The following is an 18,364-nucleotide window of genomic DNA, read 5'->3' as shown; positions in this document are numbered from 1 at the left end:
ACCTTGCCGACCAGGTCGGCGCCGACGTCGGCAGCCTTGGTGAAGATGCCTCCACCCACGCGCATAAACATCGCGAGCAGGGCGGCACCGAAGCCGAATCCCTCAAGCACCTTGGCGGCCTCGCCCTGGTAGATGAGCACCACGAGAGCGGCGCCCAGCAGACCCAGCCCGACCGTCGCCATACCCACGGTCCCGCCGGTGCGGAACGCGATGCGCATGCCGTCGTCGCGACCCGTGGTGCGTGCCGCTTCGGCCACGCGCATGTTGGCGGCCGTGGCAATGTTCATGCCGAGCCAGCCGATGAAGGCCGAGAACCCGGCACCGAAAATGAAGGCGACGGATCGGCCGATCTTGATCGACAGGTCGTCCGCCGGCAACGCCAGGAGCAGGAGGAAGGCGACGACAGCGAACACGCTCAGCGTGCGGAACTGGCGGGCCAGGTAGGCAGAAGCGCCTTCCTGGACCGCGGCGCCGATGGTCTGCATCGACTCGGTGCCCGGGGAGGCCGCCAGCACCTCCTTGCGGAAGAAGAAGCCCATGACCAGGGCAACGAGAGCGATGCACAGCACCACGATGACAATCGAGGTGTCAGCACTCGTGAGCGAGAGATCGCTCGCGGCACGGACTGGGGACATGAAACAGCCTCCTGAGCTGAGCCCGCAGTGCGGGCGACGGCGCGCGGGATCTGCTCCCGCAGGTGTGGATGTGTCACCGTGGTGACCTACCGGCATGCGACCGGCCGTCGCCATGTTATGCCGGATTGCGCGCAGGTCTGTCACCAGCCCGTCGTACGGTGGTCCCGAGATGCCCCAGAATCTGCCGCCTCCAGCCGACTTCGACCCCCGCGCAGCGCTTGCTCACCTGGCGCGTGGGCCGCACGCCGAGCGGCTCGTGCACGTCCGGACGGTGCCAGCCCGCGAGGGTCGGACAGTCCCGTGGCCGGTCTGGGTAGCTCCGCAGTTGACGGCCGCGCTGCACGGGGAGGGCATCAACACCCTGTGGGAGCACCAGGCGCGGGTCGCCGAGCTGGCGCGCGATGGTCAGCACGTGGTCGTGGCCACCGGCACTGCTTCAGGGAAGTCATTGGGCTACCTGCTGCCCGTGCTGACCGCGCTCTGCGAGGGCGCCCAGTCCGTCACAGGTCGGGGCGCGACCGCGCTCTACCTCGCCCCCACCAAGGCGCTCGGCGCGGACCAGGCCGCGCGACTGCATACCCTCGCGGTGCCCGGCGTGAGGATCGCGGCGCTGGACGGTGACACTCCGACGCAGGAGCGCCGGTGGGTGCGCGACCACGCCCACTACGTCCTGACCAACCCCGACCTGCTGCACCACTCCCTGCTCCCCGGGCACGAGCGGTGGCGCGCGTTCCTGCGGGCGCTGAGGTATGTCGTGGTCGACGAGTGCCACGTCTACCGCGGGGTCTTCGGCGCGCACGTCGCCTCCGTCCTGCGTCGGCTGCTGCGCATCGCCGCGCGCTATGGCGCCTACCCCACCGTGATCCTGGCCTCGGCCACCGTCGCCGAGCCGGAGCTGCTGGCCAGCACCCTCATCGGGGCGCCGGTCGTCGGCGTGACCCAGGACGCCTCGCCGCGACGGGAGACCGTCGTTGCCCTCTGGCAGCCTCCCGAGCTCGAGGACGGCACCCGGCGGGGCACCCTGACAGAGACCGCGGCGCTGCTCACCGACCTCGTCGAGGCCGGGGTGCAGACGGTCGCCTTCGCCCGGTCGCGGCAGGGGGTCGAGAGGGTGGCGACGCGGACCCGGGAGGCGCTGGAGGCACGAGGGGCGCACGGCGGAGGGCGCGTCGCGGCCTATCGGGGCGGCTATCTGCCCGAGGAGCGCCGCGCCCTGGAGAAGTCGCTGCGCGAGCGCGAGCTGCTGGGGCTGGCGGCGACGACGGCCTTGGAGCTCGGGATCGACATCGCCGGGCTCGACGCGGTCGTGATGGCCGGCTGGCCAGGCACGCGGTCATCGTTCTGGCAGCAGGCAGGGCGGGCTGGACGTCGTGGTTCACCGTCGCTGGCAGTGCTGGTCGCTGACGACGACCCCCTCGATACCTACCTGCTGAGCCACCCAGAGCTGATCTTCGACGCCCCGATCGAGGCGTGCGTCCTCGACCCGCAGAACCCTTACATCCTGGGCCCGCACCTGGCTGCCGCGGCTGCCGAGCTCCCCCTGACCGAGGACGACACCCGCTGGTTCGGGCCCAGCGTGCCAGCGCTGGCCGAGCAGCTGGTGGCGGGTGGAGTGCTGCGACGCCGACCCACGGGGTGGTACTGGACCCGCCCCGATCGTCCCTCCGACCAGTTGATGCTGCGCGACGCCGGTCAGCCGGTGCAGATCGTGGACTCCCGCAGCGGTCGGGTCCTGGGCACCGTCGATGAGGAGCGCGCCCTGAGCACGGTCCACGAGGGTGCCGTCTATGTCCACCAGGGCCAACCGCACGTGGTCACTGCGCTCGATCTGGAGGCTGGGGTGGCGATGGTGGTCGCCGGCGACCCGGGGTGGACGACGCGAGCCCGCAGCGAGAGCACCTTCACCCTCCGCGCACGCGATCAGGAGACGGTCTGGGGCGCCGTGAGCTTGTGCACGGGCCGCGTCGAGATCCGCACCCAGGTGACCTCGTTCCTGCGGATGCTGCCCTCTGGCGACGTCATCGGCACCCACCAGCTCGACCTGCCGGCCCGCACCCTGCACACGCAGGCGGTGTGGTGGTCGATGCCCGAGGACGAGCTCGCCCTCGCCGGGATCGGCGAGAGCGACATCCCAGGTGCGCTACATGCTGCCGAGCACGCCGCGATCGGGATGCTGCCCCTGCTGGCAAGCTGTGACCGCTGGGACATCGGGGGACTGTCGACGGCGTTGCACCCGGACACCGGGCTGCCCACCGTCCTGATCTATGACGGTCATGCTGGCGGTGCGGGCTTTGCCCGCAGAGGTTTTCAGGAGGCCGCCACCTGGCTGGCGGCCACCCGAGACCTCGTCCTGGCCTGCCCCTGCACCACGGGCTGTCCTTCCTGCGTGCAGTCCCCCAAGTGCGGCAGCGGCAACGACCCCCTGGACAAGGCCGGCGCGGTCGCCGTCCTTTCCCACCTGTTGTCCGAGCGCGTCGTCACGGCACCGGCCTTGTCCTGACGGTGCGCTCGGGTCGCCTGCCCTCAGGTCCTCGGCTAGTCTCGACTGGCACGTGCAGGACGCACGTCAACTGTTCGCACAGACGCGATGGCACGTCCGGAAAGGCCCGTCATGCTGATCTTCGGTCTCCTGCTCCTTCTCCTCGCCGCGGCTGTCATCGCCTACATGGTGGTAGCGACGGCGGGCATGAGCCCCACGCACCTCGACTACGGGATCCTCAACGTCGACCTTCCGCCGCTCTGGCTCTTCCTGGCGGGCGCGGTGACGATCGCGGTCGCGGCCCTCGGGCTGTGGCTGATGGCCGCTGGCGCGAGCAGGAAGTCTCGCAAGTCCCGTGAGGTCCGCGAGCTGCGCAAGACGGCCAAGGCTCAGGACCGCCTCATCCAGCGTTCGGCAGACGGCTCCGCGCCACCCGAGACCACCAGGGGGACGGCCACTGGGACTCCGACGCGGCCGGGCACCGTGCCGGGTCCGCGCGCCTCGACGACGGATCGCAGCCGCCCGGATCTGGACCGCTGAACCCACCGCGCCCGTTCAGCTATCCCTGGGCACGCCCCCAGCCGCCGCTCTGACCTGGATCGTCCACCCGGTGCCGCCCACCCCCCGAGTGACCTGCACGTGAACCGCGGGGAGCTCAACTCCCGTCGCTCGATCGATCGCCGTCCGTTCCAGCCGGCACGATGACAGGGTGGCTCGGTTATTGGCTGCGGTAGAGCTAGCCACCGCGCAGACGCTGGCTTCGTCGCCACCCTGGATCGCCAGACCCGCACCGGCCAGCGCGGCCAGATCTGCTGCCGTCCGCGCTTGTTGCCCCGCGATGGCCACCGCGGCGATGGTCAAGGCGGCCACCAGGACGACGGAGACGATGCCGACGAGGGCGATCGCCAGCACCGATCCACCTCCGCGCTCACGTCCTTCGCGGGTCCTGGTCAATCTCGTCGTCACGGCTGGGCTCCTGGCTCCCACCGTGCCTGCGCCTCGGCGGACGCAGAGGGCAGGGAGGGCAGGAGTCGGATCCGCGCCGGCCCGGTGACCTCGACCAGGACCGAGACCGGTCCCGGGGTGACACGCACCGTCGAGCCCTCTGGCGCGCGGGCCGACGCTGCGGCGCTGACCGCGGCCGCCGGTTCCCCGCGGGATGCGGCGCGCGCAGCAACGCGCGCCGCATCCTCGCAGCGGAGCTGGTCTATGCCCAGCGTCAATCCGGTGAGGGAGAGCGCGAGCACCAAGATCACGGCCGGGAAGGCGAGCGCAAGCTCAGCCGTCACCATCCCGAAATCACGACCGTGGTGCCCGCGCCACCTCACAGCGACACCGAGAGCGCGGTGGTGATCACCGTGGTGACTAGGCCCTGGACCGCACCGGACTTGATGACCGCCAGGAGCAGCGCGGCGAAGGCGCAGGCGGCGATCGTCCCCACTGCATACTCTGCTGTGCTCATGCCGGCCTCGCGGTGTCGTCGCAGCTGCGCGACGTGGCTGGCGAGGCGATGGCTGATAGTGCTCTTCTTCATATTCCCCTCCTTGTTGTGGTGCTCCCCAGATGGGGAGCACCGGGTGCGGCGACGCCAAGCCGGCGTCACCACGTCAGGTCCTGCGTCAAGGCCACGACTACCGGGACGACGGTCGTGAGCACGAAGGCAGGAAGAAAGGCCAGGCCCAAAGGCAGGACGAGCAGGACGCCCAGTCGCGCGGCGGCCACCTCGACGTCGGCGACGGCGTCCCTGCGCAGGTCGCTTGCCGCCTGGAGCAGGGCGTCCCGCGGTGGGACGCCGGCTCGGGAGGCCAGGTCCAGAGACTGCCGCGCTGGCAGCCAGTGCGCTCCCGCCAGCTCCCAGGCCCGGTCCGGCTCCTCACCGGCCTGGATCGCTGCGCCAACGCCCCGGAGTTCCTCGCCGAGCGGGGAGGGCAGCGTTGCGGCCACGCTCCGCGCTGCTTTGGCTACCGATCCGCCACCGAGCAAGGCCAGAGCCATGAGCTCAAGTGCTTCAGGGACGAGCTGGATCTCGGCCTGGCCCTTGACTGCGAGACTCTTCGTGGCAGAGGAAGGACGCTCGGGGGAGGTTCGCGGTCCCACCGTGGGAAGCCAGCGGGGTGACGCGCTCTTGGGCCAGGTCAGCACGGCGAGGGCAGCGACCGCGGCAAACAGCGCCGGTGGCCCGAGGGCGGAGGCAGAGGCGGCCATCACCTGACTCCTCGCACGACGCCAGCGACGAGACGGCCCACCAGCAGGTGTCCCACCACCAGCAGACCCAGGCCGACCCCTGCCGAGGCGAGCGCGACCGGCGAAGCGTAGAGCGCAGCGGGACCGATACCGACGATGGCCGCCAACCCGACCCCCGCGATCGGCAGCAGGCTCAGGACGAGAGCGGTTGCTCGAGCACCGGCCGTCGCGATCTGGATCGCTCGTTGCAGGCGGTGCCTCTCCCGTGCCGCCTGGGCACTGGAACGGGCGGCCGCCGCCAGCGGAGCACCGGTCGCCGACGCCACCGCCCAGGCCCGGGAGACGGACATCACCGTGGGGCTGGCGGTGCGGCGTGCCAGCCGCGCCCATGCCGGCGCAAGGGCCTGGCCTTCTCGGGCCGCGCGTCTCAACTCCGCCCACGCCGACGATTCACCCGCGGAACGAGATTGCGCATCGAGGACCACCGCGAGGGCCTGCTCGGTGGGCAGCCCGGCCTCGAGTGCCGCGGCCACACCGTCGAGAAGCATCACCTCCTGCCGCTCCGGTCCGCGCGACCGGAGGCGGCGGATGCTCGCTAGCCGGTCGGCCAGGGGTGTCACCCCCTGGCCGCGTGCTGGCCCTGTCGCAGCGTCGTGGATCACCGGGCGGTCGGCGGCACGGGATGGCCACAGCAGCACGGAGAGCACTGCGAGCACCGCCAGCACGAGGGGCAGCACCAGGATCGCGGTCCGGGTCATGGCTGGGCCTGCAGCTCAGACCTGCCCGCGACCACAGAGGGAGTCCGGCCGGCGAGACCGAGCCGGTCAGCCAGGGCCGGCCAGGCCGGGCCCGCCACCCATGACCCTGGCCCACCGCTGAGCGCGGGTGAGGTCTCGATGCGTCCGTCGAGCCCGCGCCCCAGACAGGCGACCTGGCCCAGGACCCGCCTGCCGTGCGGCTCTCTGAGCACGTGCAGGACGACCTCGATAGCGCTGGCCAGCTGGGCATGGACCGCTGGCGGCGACATGCCCGCAAGAGCGCCTAGCGCCTCCATCCGCGGCACCACGTCTGCTGCAGCATTGGCATGGACCGTCCCGCACCCACCTTCGTGCCCGGTGTTGAGGGCAGCGAGCAGGTCGCGCACCTCTGCGCCGCGCACCTCCCCGACCACGACGCGGTCAGGGCGCATCCGCAGGCACTGCCGGACCAGGGTCGCGAGCGTGACCTGTCCGCGTCCCTCGACGTTGTTGGTGCGTCCCTGCAGATAGACGACGTGCGGGTGGGCGACCCGCAGCTCGCGGGTGTCTTCCACCACGACGATGCGTTCGTCGCCCTCGACCGCGCCGAGCATCGCGCCGAGGAGGGTGGTCTTGCCCGAGCCCGTGCCGCCGGTGATCACGAAGGAGGCTCGAGACCGGACGACCGCCGTCAGCACCTCCAGCGACAGGCTGTCCAGAGCACCCCAGGCGGCCAGCTCCGACAGGCTCGGGGCGCTGTGCTTGGGCACGCGAAGGCTGATGTGACAGCCACCGTCAACCAGCGGAGGCAGGACCGCATGCAACCTGATCCCGCCGGGCAGGAGCCCGTCGACCCAGGGGCTGGCGTCATCCAGGCGGCGGTCCGCCAGACCTGCCAGGCGCATCGCCAGCCTCCGGACGCTTTGTTCCCCGCTCAAGACGGTCGGGACGCACTCCAGCCCGGCACCACGATCGACCCAGACACCGTGCTCGCCGTTGACCAGGATGTCGCTCACCGCATCGTCGTCCAGCAGTCCGCCAAATGGACCCAGCGCCATACGCACCGTGGCCCGGCCCATTTCCTCGCTGGGTGAATTCATGTTGGTCAGCCTGCGAGGGCGGGGCCAGCGCAACAACCCTCCCCTGCGAGGTTGTGGAGGAGGATCGCTGGGATGGCGACCATGTGCATGAGGCCCTTTCGCTACTCTCCCCCGGCTGACCACCGCCGCCTCGGCACCGTGAAACCGCTGGCTGGCGCCAGCAGACGTGAGATTCCTCCTGCAACCTGATAGGCAGAGGTAAGGCCAGACTCATGTTTGCTGACGTTAGGAGACCCTCATGGACCTGTTAACACGCGCCGATCTCACCTCGATCGCGAAGCCGCTCCCCGGAGACACCCACGTTTCGTTGTTCATGCCCACGCACCGGTTCGGGAGAAGCATCGAGGCGGACCGGCTCCGCTGGAAGAACCTCGTGGACGGTGTGGAGACGCTTCTGGCCGAACGCATGCGGCGCCCTGACTGGGAGGCATTGCTGGCGCCGGCTCGTCGTCTGCAGGACGAAGCCATGGAATGGCAGCACATGAGCGACGGCCTGGTCATGCACGTGAACAGTGATGGTCCCCGCACATTCCGCGTGCCAGCTCCGATGCCCTCTTTGGCCACCGTAGGAGACCGCTTCGTGATGGGGCCGACACTTCGACTCCTCTCCGGGGACCAGCACTTCTTCGTCCTCACGTTGAGTCAGCGCCAGATCCGGCTGTTGGAGGGAGGCCGCAACGGGTTGGATGAAGTCCAGCTGGGTGACGTGCCCACCAGCCTGCGAGATGTCGTGGAGCCCCAGGACCCCCGCTCGGACACGATGACCCGACCTGTGGCCAATGCCGGCAGAGGAGGCCCGGCCATCTTCTTCGGGCACGGGGCCGGCGATCGAGACTTTGCCAAGGATGAGGTCCTGCAGTTCCTGCGTGCCGTGTCCTCAGGACTGCACGACCTCCTCATCGGTCAGACCTCACCGATGGTGTTGCTCGGACTTGAGCACCTCGTCAAGGCCTACGAGGGGATCAACTCCTATGACCACCTCGCCAAGGACGCGGTGGTCCACAACCCGGATCAGCTCTCTAGTGCCGAGGTGCACCAACTGGTCTGGCCAGGGGTAGAAGAGCGGCTCCGCGCCGACCGTGCCACCGTGATCGAGCACTTCCGCGAGCTGCATGGGACCGGGCTGGTCACCAGCGATCTCGACACCGTCGCCCAGGCTGCGGCCGAGGGGCGCGTGGACACGCTGTTCGTCAAGGCCGACCCATGGTGCTGGGAGCGGGACTCCAGCACTGTGCTCCCGATCGTGGACCTCGGCACGCAGGAGCAGTATGCCGAGTGCGAGCTGGTGGATGCCGCCGCCATCGCGACGATGAACAACTCAGGGCGGGTCTTCGCCACCTCCGAGCAGGTCGTGCCCGACAGTGAGGTCGCGGCGATCCTGCGCTACTGAGATCCGGCGCTGCTGGCCCGACTACCGGAGAAAAGGGGACGGCCCCGGCGGGGGGATGCCGGGGCCGTCGGTGCACAAGATCAGGGGGGGATGACCCTGCACACCCGCGCTACGACTCTTTCGAGGAGCGCTGTACTAGCCAGTATGCATCGTGAAGGGCCCACCATGCAAGTGCGGGGGGCCCCTACTCAGGAAAGTCGTCCGGCGCGCACCGCGTCCGCAACCAGGACACCCTCGGCGGCGGCACGCTGGACGGCCTCCGCGCAGTGCAGCAGCCACAGTCTCACGCCCTCGCGCTCACCCGTCGCATAGGCCCCGAGGGCTCCTCGGTAGTCCGTGCCAGCCCGGTCTGCGTGCCCTACCTCGGGCACGGCGACGCCCGTGGGCTCCAGACCCCCCACCCTGAGCACCGTGCGCTCGAGTGCACGGGCGACCACGCCATTGCCAAGGACGAACGGTCTGGCCACGATCATCTCGGCATGCACGACGGCCGCGACCAGGAGGGTCGGCGCCCGTCCCGAGGACACGGCTGCGATCAGCTCGTGCACCAGCGCCAGCCGCGCCCGCAGCTCCTGCGCATCAGGGGCTGGGCCGAGGTCTGTCCACTCCCGACAGTCCTGCCCGGCCAGTCGAGGCCGCCCGACCTGGGAGACGGGCAGCAGCTCGCTGGTGGCTGCGGTATGGAGTGCGGCCGTCACTTGGGCGGGTGAGCGAAGGTACGAGGCCCCCAGGTGCTCCGTGGCCATCGTGGCCCGGACGGTCCCGGTCAGCACCCGCCATACCGGATCGTGCGCGCGAGCGTCCCAGGGGAGAGCACCACGCGCCAGATCCCGGACCAGGCCGACGCTGCCCTGAGAGCCCGCCGGCTCCGCGCCCTCCAGGAGCGCGCTCGCGGCCGCCCCGCGAACCCTCGACTCCGCGGCAGCCTCGGGGATGCGTCGACGCAAACCCTCGTGCCACCGCAGCTGGGTGCACGCGTCCCGCGCTGCGTCGACGCCCTCCGCCACCCCGGGGAGCTCCAGCAGTTGGGCGAGGGCCTGGGTCGTCGGGGTCGTCGAGGTCACCGCCTCACTCTAAGAGAGGGCCCTTCGCCGGTGAGGGGCGCTGCCTACCTGAAAGTCTTTAACAAATCTTGACCTGGCGGGGCTATCCCGCGTGCCGCGGCGATGACAGACTTTGACCATCGACCTCAGGCGGCACCCTCCACGGAGGTGAGCCCCACCGGCTGTCACGGGACCGGGAGTCGAGGGTGCCTGCCCGACGCTTTCAGGGGGTGTCGGGCAGGCACCACCCAAGTTACGACAGCACGCCGACGCCGTCTGACCTGCGTCCTGCCGCCGGTGCAGGTTACGATCGCCGACATGACCCAACCTGTGGATCCTGCCCAGCAACCCCTCTCCGGGCTGTCCGGCGAACGCACCATCGGACAGCTCGTCAGCGATGTCTCCACCGACCTGTCCCAGATCATGCGCGGCGAGCTCGAGCTAGCCAAGGCCGAGATCAAGCAGGACGTCCAGCACGCTGGCAAGGGTGCCGGGATGTTCGCTGGCGCTGCGGTCCTGGGGCTTTACGGCCTGGGCCTGCTCTTCCTCGGCTTGGCGGCAGTTCTCTATCTCTGGCTGCCCGCTTGGGCCTCGCTGCTGATCATCGCCGCGCTGCTCTTCGTCGTGGCGGGCGTGCTCGCACTCATCGGCAAGAAGGCGCTGAGCCAGGTCGAAGGCAAGCCGAAGCGGGCCATCGAGGGTGCCCAGCAGACGGTGGCGACCCTCAAGCAGGGACCGGCGCAGCTCAAGGGCCAGCGCGCGGCCCCGGCCCTGCCGGAGGGCCGCTGACCCCCGACGGGTCTGGGCGCATCCACGCCGGCAGTTGCTCCGGGGGCAGTTCACGACGGATGGTGCGCACCCAGTCCTGGGCCACGCCGGCCAGGTCAAGGATCCGGTCGAGCACGCCCGCAGTGAAACCCCATACCAGCAGGCCGTCGACGGACCAGGCCGGACTGACATAGCCGCTCGGGTGCCCCACCTGAAATCGTCCTGAGGGCTCCACCAAGGACGCGACGGACGGCTGCAGCACCCGCGCGACCTCCCTCTGATCGCGTGCCCACAACCGACCCGGCTGAGGGTCGCGCCACCACGCCAGGACGGGCGTCACGTCATACCCGCTGACGGGGATATGCAGCGTGGGCAGGTGCGTCAGGACGTCGACCCCCGAAGGGTCGAGGTCGATCTCCTCGTGCGCCTCCCGCAGGGCCGTCGCGGTCAGGTCTCGGTCGCCGGGCTCTGTGCCACCGCCAGGAAAAGCCGGCTGCCCGGCGTGCGAGCGCAGGGTGTGAGCGCGCTCGGTCAGGATGACCGTCGTGCCGTCCGGATCATCCGGATCCTCCACGCCGGGCGCAAACAGCACCAGCACCGCGGACGCCCGGCGCCCACCCTGCGCCGGGGGCAGGAACCGGCTGAAGCTCTCGCCGGGCAGATCGGGGACGCGGGCGACGAAGTCGGTCAGCCACCGCGGGGGAGGGTAGCGGCTCACTCGCGGGCTGAGCTCACGCTCGCGGCCCCGTGCGCAGCAGCAGCGCCGCCTTCTCCGGGTCGGTCTCACCGATACCGTAGGAAGGGCACAGCGCCGCGACCGGGCAGGCTCCGCACGCGGGGTTGCGCGAATGGCAGGTGCGCCGGCCATGAAAGATCAGGACGTGCGACAACTGGGTCCAGTCCTTGCGAGGAAACAGGGCGCCGATCGCGTGCTCGACCTTGACGGGATCCTCCTCCACGGTCCAGCCAAAGCGGCGCACGAGGCGCCCGAAGTGGGTGTCGACGGTGATCCCTGGCACCCCGAAGGAGTTGCCTAGGACCACGTTGGCGGTCTTACGACCCACGCCCGGCAAGGTCACCAGGTCCTTGAGGCGCCGGGGCACCTGACCGTCGAACTGCTCCACCAGGGCCGCGCCGAGCTTGAGCAGGCTGTCGGTCTTAGCCCGGAAAAAGCCGGTCGGCTGCACGATGGCTTCGACATGGTCGCGCTCGGCCGCAGCGAGCGCCGCCGCGTCAGGATAGGCGTCGAACAGGATCGGCGTGACGCCGTTGACCCGCACGTCGGTGGTCTGCGCGGACAGCACGGTGGCGACCAGCAGCTGGTAGGCGTCCTGGAAGTCGAGCTCGCAGTCAGCGTCGGGATAGCGTTCGGTCAGCATCCGATACATCCGCCGCGCGCGACGCGTGAGCGTCAGCGGGCTCTCTCCCGTCGGGGTGCCCTCCCCCTCCACCGCACTGCCACTGACGACCGCATGACTGCTCATGCACCTCACCCTAGACGTGACGCGCGACACACCGCACGCCCCCTCCGCGGCCCTCACGTGCAAAGATGTGGCCGTGGACCGGCACGTCGTGATGAAGGCACCGCTCTTCTCCGCGCTCGATGAGGACAGCGCGGAGCGTCTCATGCATTCCATGGCGCCCCGCCGACTGGCCCGGGGGGACACGGTGTTTCGCGAGGGGGACGAGGGCGACTCCCTTTATGTGATCCTCACGGGCAAGGTCAAGCTCGCGAGGACCTCCGCGGACGGCCGCGAGAGTCTGCTCTCGGTCCTGGGCCCTGGCGAGATGTTCGGTGAGCTGAGCCTGTTTGACCCCGGTCCGCGGTTGACGACCGCGCACGTCGTCTCCGACACAGAGTTCATCTCCCTCGGCAACGAAGCCTTGCGTCTCTTCCTGACCGACCACCCCGAGGTCGCGATGCAGATGCTGCGGGGCCTGGCCCACCGGCTGCGTCGCACCAACGAGGATCTTTCCGACCTGGTCTTCACCGATGTGCCCGGGCGGGTGGCCAAGGCGTTGCTTGATCTGTCCGACCGCTTCGGTCGGCGCACCGAGGTCGGGCTGCTGGTCGCGCACGACCTCACCCAGGAGGAGCTTGCCCAGCTCGTCGGCGCCAGTCGCGAGACCGTCAACAAGGCGCTCGCCGACTTCGCGCACCGCGGCTGGATCTTGCTCGGCGCCAAGGCGGTCACCCTGTTGGACCTGCACCGCCTGCGCCGCCGCGCGCGCTGATCACCGCTCGCGGAGGTAGTCCAGCTGCGCCAGCACGCTCATTCGGGCCGCGGGCCACACGGCCTTCGGGACGTCCGCATACACCGTCTGCACGATCTGGTCGGCAAGGTCACCGCGTCCCGCCGCGATCGTCCCCTCGCGCAGCGCCGTCACCGCGGCGCGGATCTGGGTGAGGCGCTCGTGCCGGTGCCGCAGGTAGTACTCGATCGTCCCCGCCGCGTCGGGCACGATCGGTCCGTGGCCCGGGGCGATGCTCGTCACGCTGCCGGCTCCGGTCAGATCTCGCAGGTGCTCCAACGACTCCAGGTATGACGTGAGGTCACCGTCCGGGTAGGCCACGACCGTCGTCCCACGACCCAGCACCGTATCCCCGGTCAGCAGGATCTGCTCGGCAGGCAAGAGGAAGGAGATCGAGTCGGCGGTGTGACCCGGGGTCGGCACCACCAGGGTCTCCAGACCGCCGACGCGCAGCACCTCACCGGCCGCAAGATCGTCATGACCCCGCCCCACGGCTCGCACGGGAGCGCCGGTGAGCTCGGCCCAGCGCGGCGCCGACTCCGCATGGTCGGCATGGCCGTGGGTGAGCAGGGTGAGGGTGACGCGGGCTCCGCGACCGGCGACGTGCGCGAGCACCGCCTGCAGGTGCGCCTCGTCGAGGGGGCCGGGGTCGACCACGATGACCTGGGTGCTGCCCGGCTCGGCCAGGACCCAGGTGTTGGTGCCCTCCAGCGTCATCGGCGACGGGTTGGGGCAGAGCAGAGCCACCGCGCGCTCCCCCCACGCCCCTCCGCGCCAGGTGGGGTCGGCGGCCGCTGCCCCTCGCACGTCAGTCGCTCGCGGCGGACGTGCCGGTCGAGCGACCATGACCGTCCGCCCCGATCGGCGAGCGCATCCACAACTGTCCGGAGTGCTCGGCGGGCACCGGCATCACCCGGTGGACGACGACGGGGGTCGCGAGCCAGGCGTCAAGGTCCTCGACGTCGTCGAGCCGGCTCAGCTGCTCGAGCATCACCTGCGTGGGCGGCAGCAGGATCTCCCGACCCTGGGCCTGCGCGGCCAGGATCGCTGTCGGGGTCGCCCACGCCACCCGCTCGGCCTCGGACGTCGATCCGTCGGCCGTCTGTCCGCGCGGCATCCGAGCCGCGAAGAAGCGCGTGTCGTAGCGGCGCGGCTCGCACTCCGGCGTCACCCAGTGGGCCCGCAGGGCGAGCAGGTCGGTGCGCAGCACCAGACCGAGCCGGGTCAGCATTTCGCCGAAGCTCTGGCTGCGGTCGAGCAGCGCAGCACGGTCGGGCGACCAGGACGGACCGGTCAGGTCAGCGACGACGTGATCGGTGTCCGGCCCTGCCAGGAGCACGCCACACTCTTCGAAGACTTCCCGAGCGGCGGCAATCACGAGGACGCGCGCGTGCGCTACGTCGGTGCCGAGCAGGTGGGCCCACTGCGTCGGGGTCGGGCCGGCCCAGGGGACTCCCGGGTCAGCGTCGCGGGCGTCGACCCCGCCGCCTGGGAAGGCCACCATCCCCGGCGCGAAGGGCATGCTCGACACTCGGCGCAACACGAAGACCTCGACGGCCTGCCGCCCACCCGTGCTGGCAGCCTCACCGTCAGCGCCCTCCCGCAGCAGCATCACTGTGCTCGAGGGTCGGGGCACCGCAATCTTTCGGTCGGCCGGGTCGGTGTCGAGCCAACCCCGCGCCTGGGCCGCGATGATCGCGGGCATCGGAAAATCGCGGTAGGGCAGTGCCGGGACCTCACCCATGTCTGGTCAGTCGCGGACGGCGACCGTGATCTCGACCTCAACGGGGGTGTCCATCGGCAGCACCGCAACCCCGACCGCGGAGCGCGCGTGCACGCCGGCCTCACCAAAGGCGGCACCGAGCAGCTCGGAGGCGCCGTTGATGACGCCCGGCTGTCCGACGAAGGCGGGGTCACTGGCCACGAAGCCAACGACCTTGACGACGCGAGCCACCTTCTCCAGGTCGCCGACGACCGACTTCACCGCGGCGATGGCGTTGAGCGCGCACAGGGCAGCCAACTTCTTGGCCTCAGCCGGCGCGACCAGCCCCTCACCCTCACCGACCTTGCCGGTCGCAGGCAGGACGCCGTCGACAAACGGCAGCTGCCCCGAGGTGAAGACCAGGTCGCCGTGCCGGAGCGCGGGGACGTAGGCGGCGACGGGCGCGGCCACGTCCGGGATGGTGTAGCCCAGCTCGGTCAGGCGCTGCTCAACGGTGCTCATGTCTGCTCTCCAGTGGGTGAGGTGGGGCTGCGGTCGGTGGTGCGCGGTCAGCTCTTGGGCCGCTTGAGGTAGGCCACCAGGCTGGTGCCGTCGGGGCCAGGCACGACCTGCACGAGCTCCCAGCCGTCCTCGCCCCACTGGTCGAGAATTTGCTTGGTCGCGTGGATGATGAGGGGGATGGTGGCGTACTCCCACTGCTGGTTCGTCATGCATGCGACCCTACTCGGCACATCGTCACACTGACTCAGGAAGGTCTGACTCTATGAGCGACCGCAGCATTTTGGACCGCTTGCCACCCCCGCCCGGGCAACTCACCGCTTACGGGCCGGCGCCGCACCAGGTGTTTGAGGTGTATGGCCAGCCACACCACCGGTGGGTGTTCTTGCTCCATGGCGGATTCTGGCGGGCAAAGTGGGACCGCTCCCACCTGCGGCCGCTGGCGGCTGCGCTCGGGGAGGCGGGGTATGCCGTCGCGCTGATCGAGTACGGCCGCAGCGGGATGCCTGGTGGCGGCTGGCCGGGCACCTTCGAGGACGTCGCGGCCGCGCTGACCGCCGTCCGAGAGCACGCCCAAGGCGCCCAGACCGACCAGCAGGAGAAGGACGCAGGTCAGGGGGCGGACACGGCGCACGAGCCGGTCCGGATCGCGCTGGCTGGCCACTCCGCCGGTGGACACCTGGCGGCGTGGCTCCTCCACCGGCACGAGGCGGTCGGGGTCACCGGCGCGATCAGCCTCGCGGGTTGCCTGGACCTGACGATGGCCGCCGAGCTCGACCTCGACGAAGGCGCCGCGGTCGACCTCATGGGCGGGCCACCGGCGGAGCATCCGGACCGCTATGCCGCTGCCGACCCCACCCGACTGGGCGCGTCGCCATACCCCTTGGTGGTCGTCCACGGGAGCGCTGACGAGCGGGTGCCTCTCGCGCTCTCCCGCTCGTGGTGGGATCGCAACGCGACACCTGGGCAGGATCGGCTCGAGGTGCTGGAGGATGTGAGCCACTTCCCGCTCATCGACCCCGAAGCCCCCTTCTTCCCCAGGTTTAAGGACCTCCTGGACGGGCTGCTCGGCGCGCGTTAGCCGGGATCCCCCAGAGTTCTCCCGTACCCTCTGCCCTATGCGTTCTGCACTCACGGCCGCAAAGGTGACCTCTTTGCTCGGGGTCTTCCTGGCCGTCTCCTTGTTGATGGGGATCATCGGGGCCGGCCTGCTCGCCCCGATGGTCGGCGCCGCCGGCCTCGCGGCGCGTGAAGGTGTCGGCATGTTCGACAGCCTGCCGGGTGACCTCGAGCAGAACCCTCTTGCTCAGCAGTCCCGGATCCTCGCGGCCGACGGGACCATCCTGGCCACGCCCGCGAAGCAGAACCGGATCATCGTGGACAGCAAGGACATCTCGCCCTGGATGAAGAAGGCGCAGGTCGCCATCGAGGACGAGCGGTTCTACGATCACGGCGGCATGGACCTGCAGGCGCTCGCCCGCGCCGTCGTCTCCAACGCCACCAGCGACAGCACCCAAGGTGGCTCGACGCTGACCCAGCAGTACATCAAGCTCGCGCTGATGGAGGAGGCCCTGAAGAACAGGGACGCCGAGGCGCTCAACACGATCCAGGCCCGCTCCGGCGTGGACGGCTACATTCGCAAACTGCGCGAGCTGAAGTATGCGGTCACCCTCGAGGAGCGGTTGACCAAGGACGAGATCCTCACCGGCTACCTCAACCTCGCCTTCTACGGTGACAACGTCTACGGCGTCGAGGCGGCAGCGCGCCACTACTTCAACACCTCCGCCAAGAAGCTCACCATCTCCCAGTCCGCGACGTTGGCGGGCGTGGTGCGCTCCCCCACCAACACCAACCCGGTCTCCAACGCCGACGCCGCCGAGGCCCGCCGCAACGTGGTCCTGGACAAGATGCTGGCTCAGGAGCTGATCACCAAAAAGGAATACAAGAAGGCCAAGAAGGTCTCGGTCGCCACACTCATCGACGGCAACCTGCGCGACAGCCAGCGCTCGTGCATCAACTCCCGCAACCCCTACTTCTGCGACTACGTCACCGCCTGGCTGCTCCAGCAGCCGGCGCTGGGCAAGACCCAGGACGAGCGCCTGGAGGCGCTGACCACCGAGGGGCTGACCGTCACGACCACGTTGGACGTCAAGATGTCCAACGAGCTCACCAAGATCCTGCGCGAAGCGACCCCCAAGAACGACTACAACATCGGCTCTGCGGCCTCTGTCGTGCAGCCCGGGACCGGCCACGTCCTGACGATGAACCAGTCGAGCAAGTACTCCTTCGAGGAGTCCAACGACAAGATCCTCAAGACCGCCGTCAACTGGAACGTCGACACTGCCTACGGCGGGCCTGGAGGTATGCAGATCGGCTCGGTCGCCAAGGCCTACACCCTGGTTGAGGCGCTCAAGAAGGGCGTCCCGGTCAACGCCACCCTGGCCATCGCCAAGCCGGGCCTCGCCGACTCGCGCGGGGTGTGGTTGAACAACCCCGAGGACCCCCAGACCGCGCAGGGCACCACGCACCCGGTCGGCGTCTTCAAGCAGGACGACTTCCAGAAGGGGTGCACCATCGGTGACCCCGTCTGGACCGTCCGCAACGCCCAGGACCTGAACCACGACCCGGAGATCACGCTCCGTAAGGCCGCCAGCCTGTCGGTCAACACGGCCTTCGCGACCCTCGCCTCCCAGATCGGCACCTGCGACATCCGCGACACGATGATGGCGTTGGGGATGCACCAGGGCAACGGCGCCGAGCCCGACCCCTACCCGCCTTCGATCGTGCTCGGCTCGGACTACGCAGCACCACTGACCGTGGCCACCTCCTACGCGGCTCTTGCCGCCGACGGGCTCTACTGCCCGGCAGTCCCCGTTACCAAGATCACTGACTCCGACGGCGTGGAGATCCCGCTCGAGCTGCCGAAGTGCACGCAGGTGATCGACAAGGAGGTCGCACTCGGCACCCTCGAGCTGCTCGAGGGCGTCATCGACCCCACTGGCTCCGGCTACACCGCGATCCTCAACAACAACCGTCCGGCCGCCGGCAAGACCGGCACCAACGACAACTCGACGCACACCTGGTTTGCCGGCGTCACGCCCCAGCTGTCCACCGCAGTCTTCGTCGGGAGTCGGATCGGCAACTCCGCGCCCTACCGGGGCGACATGAACGACCTGCAGATCGGCCAAACCTACGTCGACGGTCCTCTCTTCGGGTCCTCGCTCGCGGCCCCCACCTGGAAGAGGTTCATGGACTGGGCCCTGCAGGACACGCCCGTCGAGGGTTGGGAGAAGCCGTCTGATGAGATCCTGAACGGCAAGCGGGTCGTCATCCCGCCCGTCATCGGACTCTCCGAAGAAGCAGCCCAGGACAAGCTCCGGGATGCTGGCCTCACCGGCAGCATCCAGCGCGTCGGATCCTCGCTGCCGGAGGGGACGGTCGCCTTCACCACACCCGGCGTGGGCGCCTCGATCCGCACTTCGACGCCGGTGGTCCTGCATGTGTCCACCGGGGTTGCTGCACCACTGCCTCCCGTCCAGCAGCCCAACCGGCCA

At 69.8% G+C, this 18,364-nt stretch carries 21 protein-coding genes; 7 read left to right on the top strand and 14 right to left on the bottom strand.

What is annotated here, in order from left to right; genetic code table 11:
• Positions 1-635: sodium/proton-translocating pyrophosphatase (locus Q4P07_RS11085; protein WP_303374977.1), on the bottom strand; the 635-nt coding region annotated here is incomplete at its 3' end.
• A 169-nt stretch (positions 636-804) separates the two neighbouring features.
• Here Q4P07_RS11085 and Q4P07_RS11080 point away from each other — a divergent pair.
• The gene (locus Q4P07_RS11080) at positions 805-3,135 is read left to right on the top strand and encodes a DEAD/DEAH box helicase (RefSeq protein ID WP_303374976.1); all 2,331 of its coding nucleotides are present in this window, start codon (positions 805-807) and stop codon (positions 3,133-3,135) included.
• A 111-nt stretch (positions 3,136-3,246) separates the two neighbouring features.
• A complete protein-coding gene (locus Q4P07_RS11075) occupies positions 3,247-3,654 on the top strand; it encodes a hypothetical protein (RefSeq protein ID WP_303374975.1) in 408 nt (135 codons plus the stop codon).
• 15 nt (positions 3,655-3,669) lie between these two features.
• On the opposite strand, the gene Q4P07_RS11070 is transcribed toward Q4P07_RS11075, so the two are convergent.
• From Q4P07_RS11070 to Q4P07_RS11045, 6 genes are all read right to left on the bottom strand, one after another.
• Positions 3,670-4,080: an Rv3654c family TadE-like protein gene (locus Q4P07_RS11070; protein ID WP_303374974.1), complete on the bottom strand. Its 411-nt coding sequence runs from the start codon at positions 4,078-4,080 to the stop codon at positions 3,670-3,672.
• Complete coding sequence (locus Q4P07_RS11065; RefSeq protein ID WP_303374979.1) at positions 4,077-4,406, bottom strand: TadE family type IV pilus minor pilin; 330 nt, start codon at positions 4,404-4,406, stop codon at positions 4,077-4,079. The genes Q4P07_RS11070 and Q4P07_RS11065 overlap by 4 nt, the downstream gene beginning before the upstream one ends.
• Positions 4,407-4,438: 32 nt before the next feature.
• Positions 4,439-4,648: a DUF4244 domain-containing protein gene (locus Q4P07_RS11060; RefSeq protein WP_303374973.1), complete on the bottom strand. Its 210-nt coding sequence runs from the start codon at positions 4,646-4,648 to the stop codon at positions 4,439-4,441.
• 65 nt (positions 4,649-4,713) lie between these two features.
• Entirely contained in the window at positions 4,714-5,319 is a 606-nt protein-coding gene (locus Q4P07_RS11055; RefSeq protein WP_303374972.1) for a type II secretion system F family protein, read from the bottom strand.
• On the bottom strand, positions 5,319-6,056 hold the full coding sequence (locus Q4P07_RS11050) for a type II secretion system F family protein (protein ID WP_303374971.1): 738 nt from the start codon (positions 6,054-6,056) through the stop codon (positions 5,319-5,321). Before Q4P07_RS11050 ends, Q4P07_RS11055 begins: the two co-directional genes overlap by 1 nt.
• Positions 6,053-7,093: a TadA family conjugal transfer-associated ATPase gene (locus tag Q4P07_RS11045; RefSeq protein WP_303374978.1), complete on the bottom strand. Its 1,041-nt coding sequence runs from the start codon at positions 7,091-7,093 to the stop codon at positions 6,053-6,055. Before Q4P07_RS11045 ends, Q4P07_RS11050 begins: the two co-directional genes overlap by 4 nt.
• Positions 7,094-7,373: 280 nt before the next feature.
• Here Q4P07_RS11045 and Q4P07_RS11040 point away from each other — a divergent pair, with 280 nt between their 5' ends.
• Positions 7,374-8,525 (top strand): hypothetical protein, encoded by a 1,152-nt coding sequence (locus Q4P07_RS11040; protein WP_303374970.1) that lies wholly within the window; start codon positions 7,374-7,376, stop codon positions 8,523-8,525.
• A 188-nt stretch (positions 8,526-8,713) separates the two neighbouring features.
• On the opposite strand, the gene Q4P07_RS11035 is transcribed toward Q4P07_RS11040, so the two are convergent.
• Positions 8,714-9,589, bottom strand: coding sequence for a Fic family protein (locus Q4P07_RS11035; RefSeq protein ID WP_303374969.1), 876 nt, complete (start codon positions 9,587-9,589; stop codon positions 8,714-8,716).
• A gap of 297 nt (positions 9,590-9,886) precedes the next feature.
• Between Q4P07_RS11035 and Q4P07_RS11030 the strand changes: the two genes are divergently transcribed.
• Complete coding sequence (locus Q4P07_RS11030) at positions 9,887-10,357, top strand: phage holin family protein (RefSeq protein WP_303374968.1); 471 nt, start codon at positions 9,887-9,889, stop codon at positions 10,355-10,357.
• Here Q4P07_RS11030 and Q4P07_RS11025 read toward each other — a convergent pair.
• Together Q4P07_RS11025 and nth are read right to left on the bottom strand one after the other, a co-directional pair.
• On the bottom strand, positions 10,314-11,054 hold the full coding sequence (locus Q4P07_RS11025) for a CoA pyrophosphatase (RefSeq protein ID WP_303374967.1): 741 nt from the start codon (positions 11,052-11,054) through the stop codon (positions 10,314-10,316). The genes Q4P07_RS11030 and Q4P07_RS11025 overlap by 44 nt on opposite strands.
• 13 nt (positions 11,055-11,067) lie before the next feature.
• Entirely contained in the window at positions 11,068-11,820 is a 753-nt protein-coding gene (gene nth, locus Q4P07_RS11020) for an endonuclease III (RefSeq protein WP_303374966.1), read from the bottom strand.
• Positions 11,821-11,893: 73 nt separating this feature from the next.
• On the opposite strand from nth, the gene Q4P07_RS11015 reads away from it, so the two are divergent.
• Complete coding sequence (locus Q4P07_RS11015; protein WP_303374965.1) at positions 11,894-12,571, top strand: Crp/Fnr family transcriptional regulator; 678 nt, start codon at positions 11,894-11,896, stop codon at positions 12,569-12,571.
• On the opposite strand, the gene Q4P07_RS11010 is transcribed toward Q4P07_RS11015, so the two are convergent.
• The 4 genes from Q4P07_RS11010 to Q4P07_RS10995 form a co-directional block, all read right to left on the bottom strand.
• The gene (locus tag Q4P07_RS11010) at positions 12,572-13,336 is read right to left on the bottom strand and encodes an MBL fold metallo-hydrolase (protein ID WP_303374964.1); all 765 of its coding nucleotides are present in this window, start codon (positions 13,334-13,336) and stop codon (positions 12,572-12,574) included. It abuts the gene before it with no gap.
• A gap of 61 nt (positions 13,337-13,397) precedes the next feature.
• A complete protein-coding gene (locus tag Q4P07_RS11005; protein ID WP_303374963.1) occupies positions 13,398-14,333 on the bottom strand; it encodes an NUDIX hydrolase in 936 nt (311 codons plus the stop codon).
• A gap of 6 nt (positions 14,334-14,339) precedes the next feature.
• On the bottom strand, positions 14,340-14,813 hold the full coding sequence (locus Q4P07_RS11000; RefSeq protein WP_303374962.1) for a RidA family protein: 474 nt from the start codon (positions 14,811-14,813) through the stop codon (positions 14,340-14,342).
• 47 nt (positions 14,814-14,860) lie between these two features.
• On the bottom strand, positions 14,861-15,022 hold the full coding sequence (locus Q4P07_RS10995; protein ID WP_303374961.1) for a DUF4177 domain-containing protein: 162 nt from the start codon (positions 15,020-15,022) through the stop codon (positions 14,861-14,863).
• A gap of 53 nt (positions 15,023-15,075) precedes the next feature.
• Here Q4P07_RS10995 and Q4P07_RS10990 point away from each other — a divergent pair, with 53 nt between their 5' ends.
• Together Q4P07_RS10990 and Q4P07_RS10985 are read left to right on the top strand one after the other, a co-directional pair.
• Complete coding sequence (locus Q4P07_RS10990) at positions 15,076-15,891, top strand: S9 family peptidase (RefSeq protein ID WP_303374960.1); 816 nt, start codon at positions 15,076-15,078, stop codon at positions 15,889-15,891.
• Positions 15,892-15,928: 37 nt separating this feature from the next.
• A partial coding sequence (locus Q4P07_RS10985; RefSeq protein WP_303374959.1) for a transglycosylase domain-containing protein occupies positions 15,929-18,364 on the top strand: 2,436 nt, incomplete at its 3' end.

The sequence above is a fragment of the Ornithinimicrobium sp. genome (genome assembly GCF_030537745.1).
Taxonomy (GTDB): Bacteria; Actinomycetota; Actinomycetes; order Actinomycetales; family Dermatophilaceae; genus Ornithinicoccus.
This window is presented reverse-complemented; position numbering and strand designations above follow the sequence as displayed.

Coding starts and splice junctions, on each gene's coding strand:
- Q4P07_RS11075 (WP_303374975.1), top strand. CDS start 3,247: ATGCTGATCTTCGGTCTCCTGCTCCTTCTCCTCGCCGCGGCTGTCATC.
- Q4P07_RS11065 (WP_303374979.1), bottom strand. CDS start 4,406: ATGGTGACGGCTGAGCTTGCGCTCGCCTTCCCGGCCGTGATCTTGGTG.
- Q4P07_RS11045 (WP_303374978.1), bottom strand. CDS start 7,093: ATGGCGCTGGGTCCATTTGGCGGACTGCTGGACGACGATGCGGTGAGC.
- nth (WP_303374966.1), bottom strand. CDS start 11,820: ATGAGCAGTCATGCGGTCGTCAGTGGCAGTGCGGTGGAGGGGGAGGGC.
- Q4P07_RS11050 (WP_303374971.1), bottom strand. CDS start 6,056: ATGACCCGGACCGCGATCCTGGTGCTGCCCCTCGTGCTGGCGGTGCTC.
- Q4P07_RS11080 (WP_303374976.1), top strand. CDS start 805: ATGCCCCAGAATCTGCCGCCTCCAGCCGACTTCGACCCCCGCGCAGCG.
- Q4P07_RS10990 (WP_303374960.1), top strand. CDS start 15,076: ATGAGCGACCGCAGCATTTTGGACCGCTTGCCACCCCCGCCCGGGCAA.
- Q4P07_RS11000 (WP_303374962.1), bottom strand. CDS start 14,813: ATGAGCACCGTTGAGCAGCGCCTGACCGAGCTGGGCTACACCATCCCG.
- Q4P07_RS11060 (WP_303374973.1), bottom strand. CDS start 4,648: ATGAAGAAGAGCACTATCAGCCATCGCCTCGCCAGCCACGTCGCGCAG.
- Q4P07_RS11005 (WP_303374963.1), bottom strand. CDS start 14,333: ATGGGTGAGGTCCCGGCACTGCCCTACCGCGATTTTCCGATGCCCGCG.
- Q4P07_RS11040 (WP_303374970.1), top strand. CDS start 7,374: ATGGACCTGTTAACACGCGCCGATCTCACCTCGATCGCGAAGCCGCTC.
- Q4P07_RS10995 (WP_303374961.1), bottom strand. CDS start 15,022: ATGACGAACCAGCAGTGGGAGTACGCCACCATCCCCCTCATCATCCAC.
- Q4P07_RS11055 (WP_303374972.1), bottom strand. CDS start 5,319: ATGGCCGCCTCTGCCTCCGCCCTCGGGCCACCGGCGCTGTTTGCCGCG.
- Q4P07_RS11030 (WP_303374968.1), top strand. CDS start 9,887: ATGACCCAACCTGTGGATCCTGCCCAGCAACCCCTCTCCGGGCTGTCC.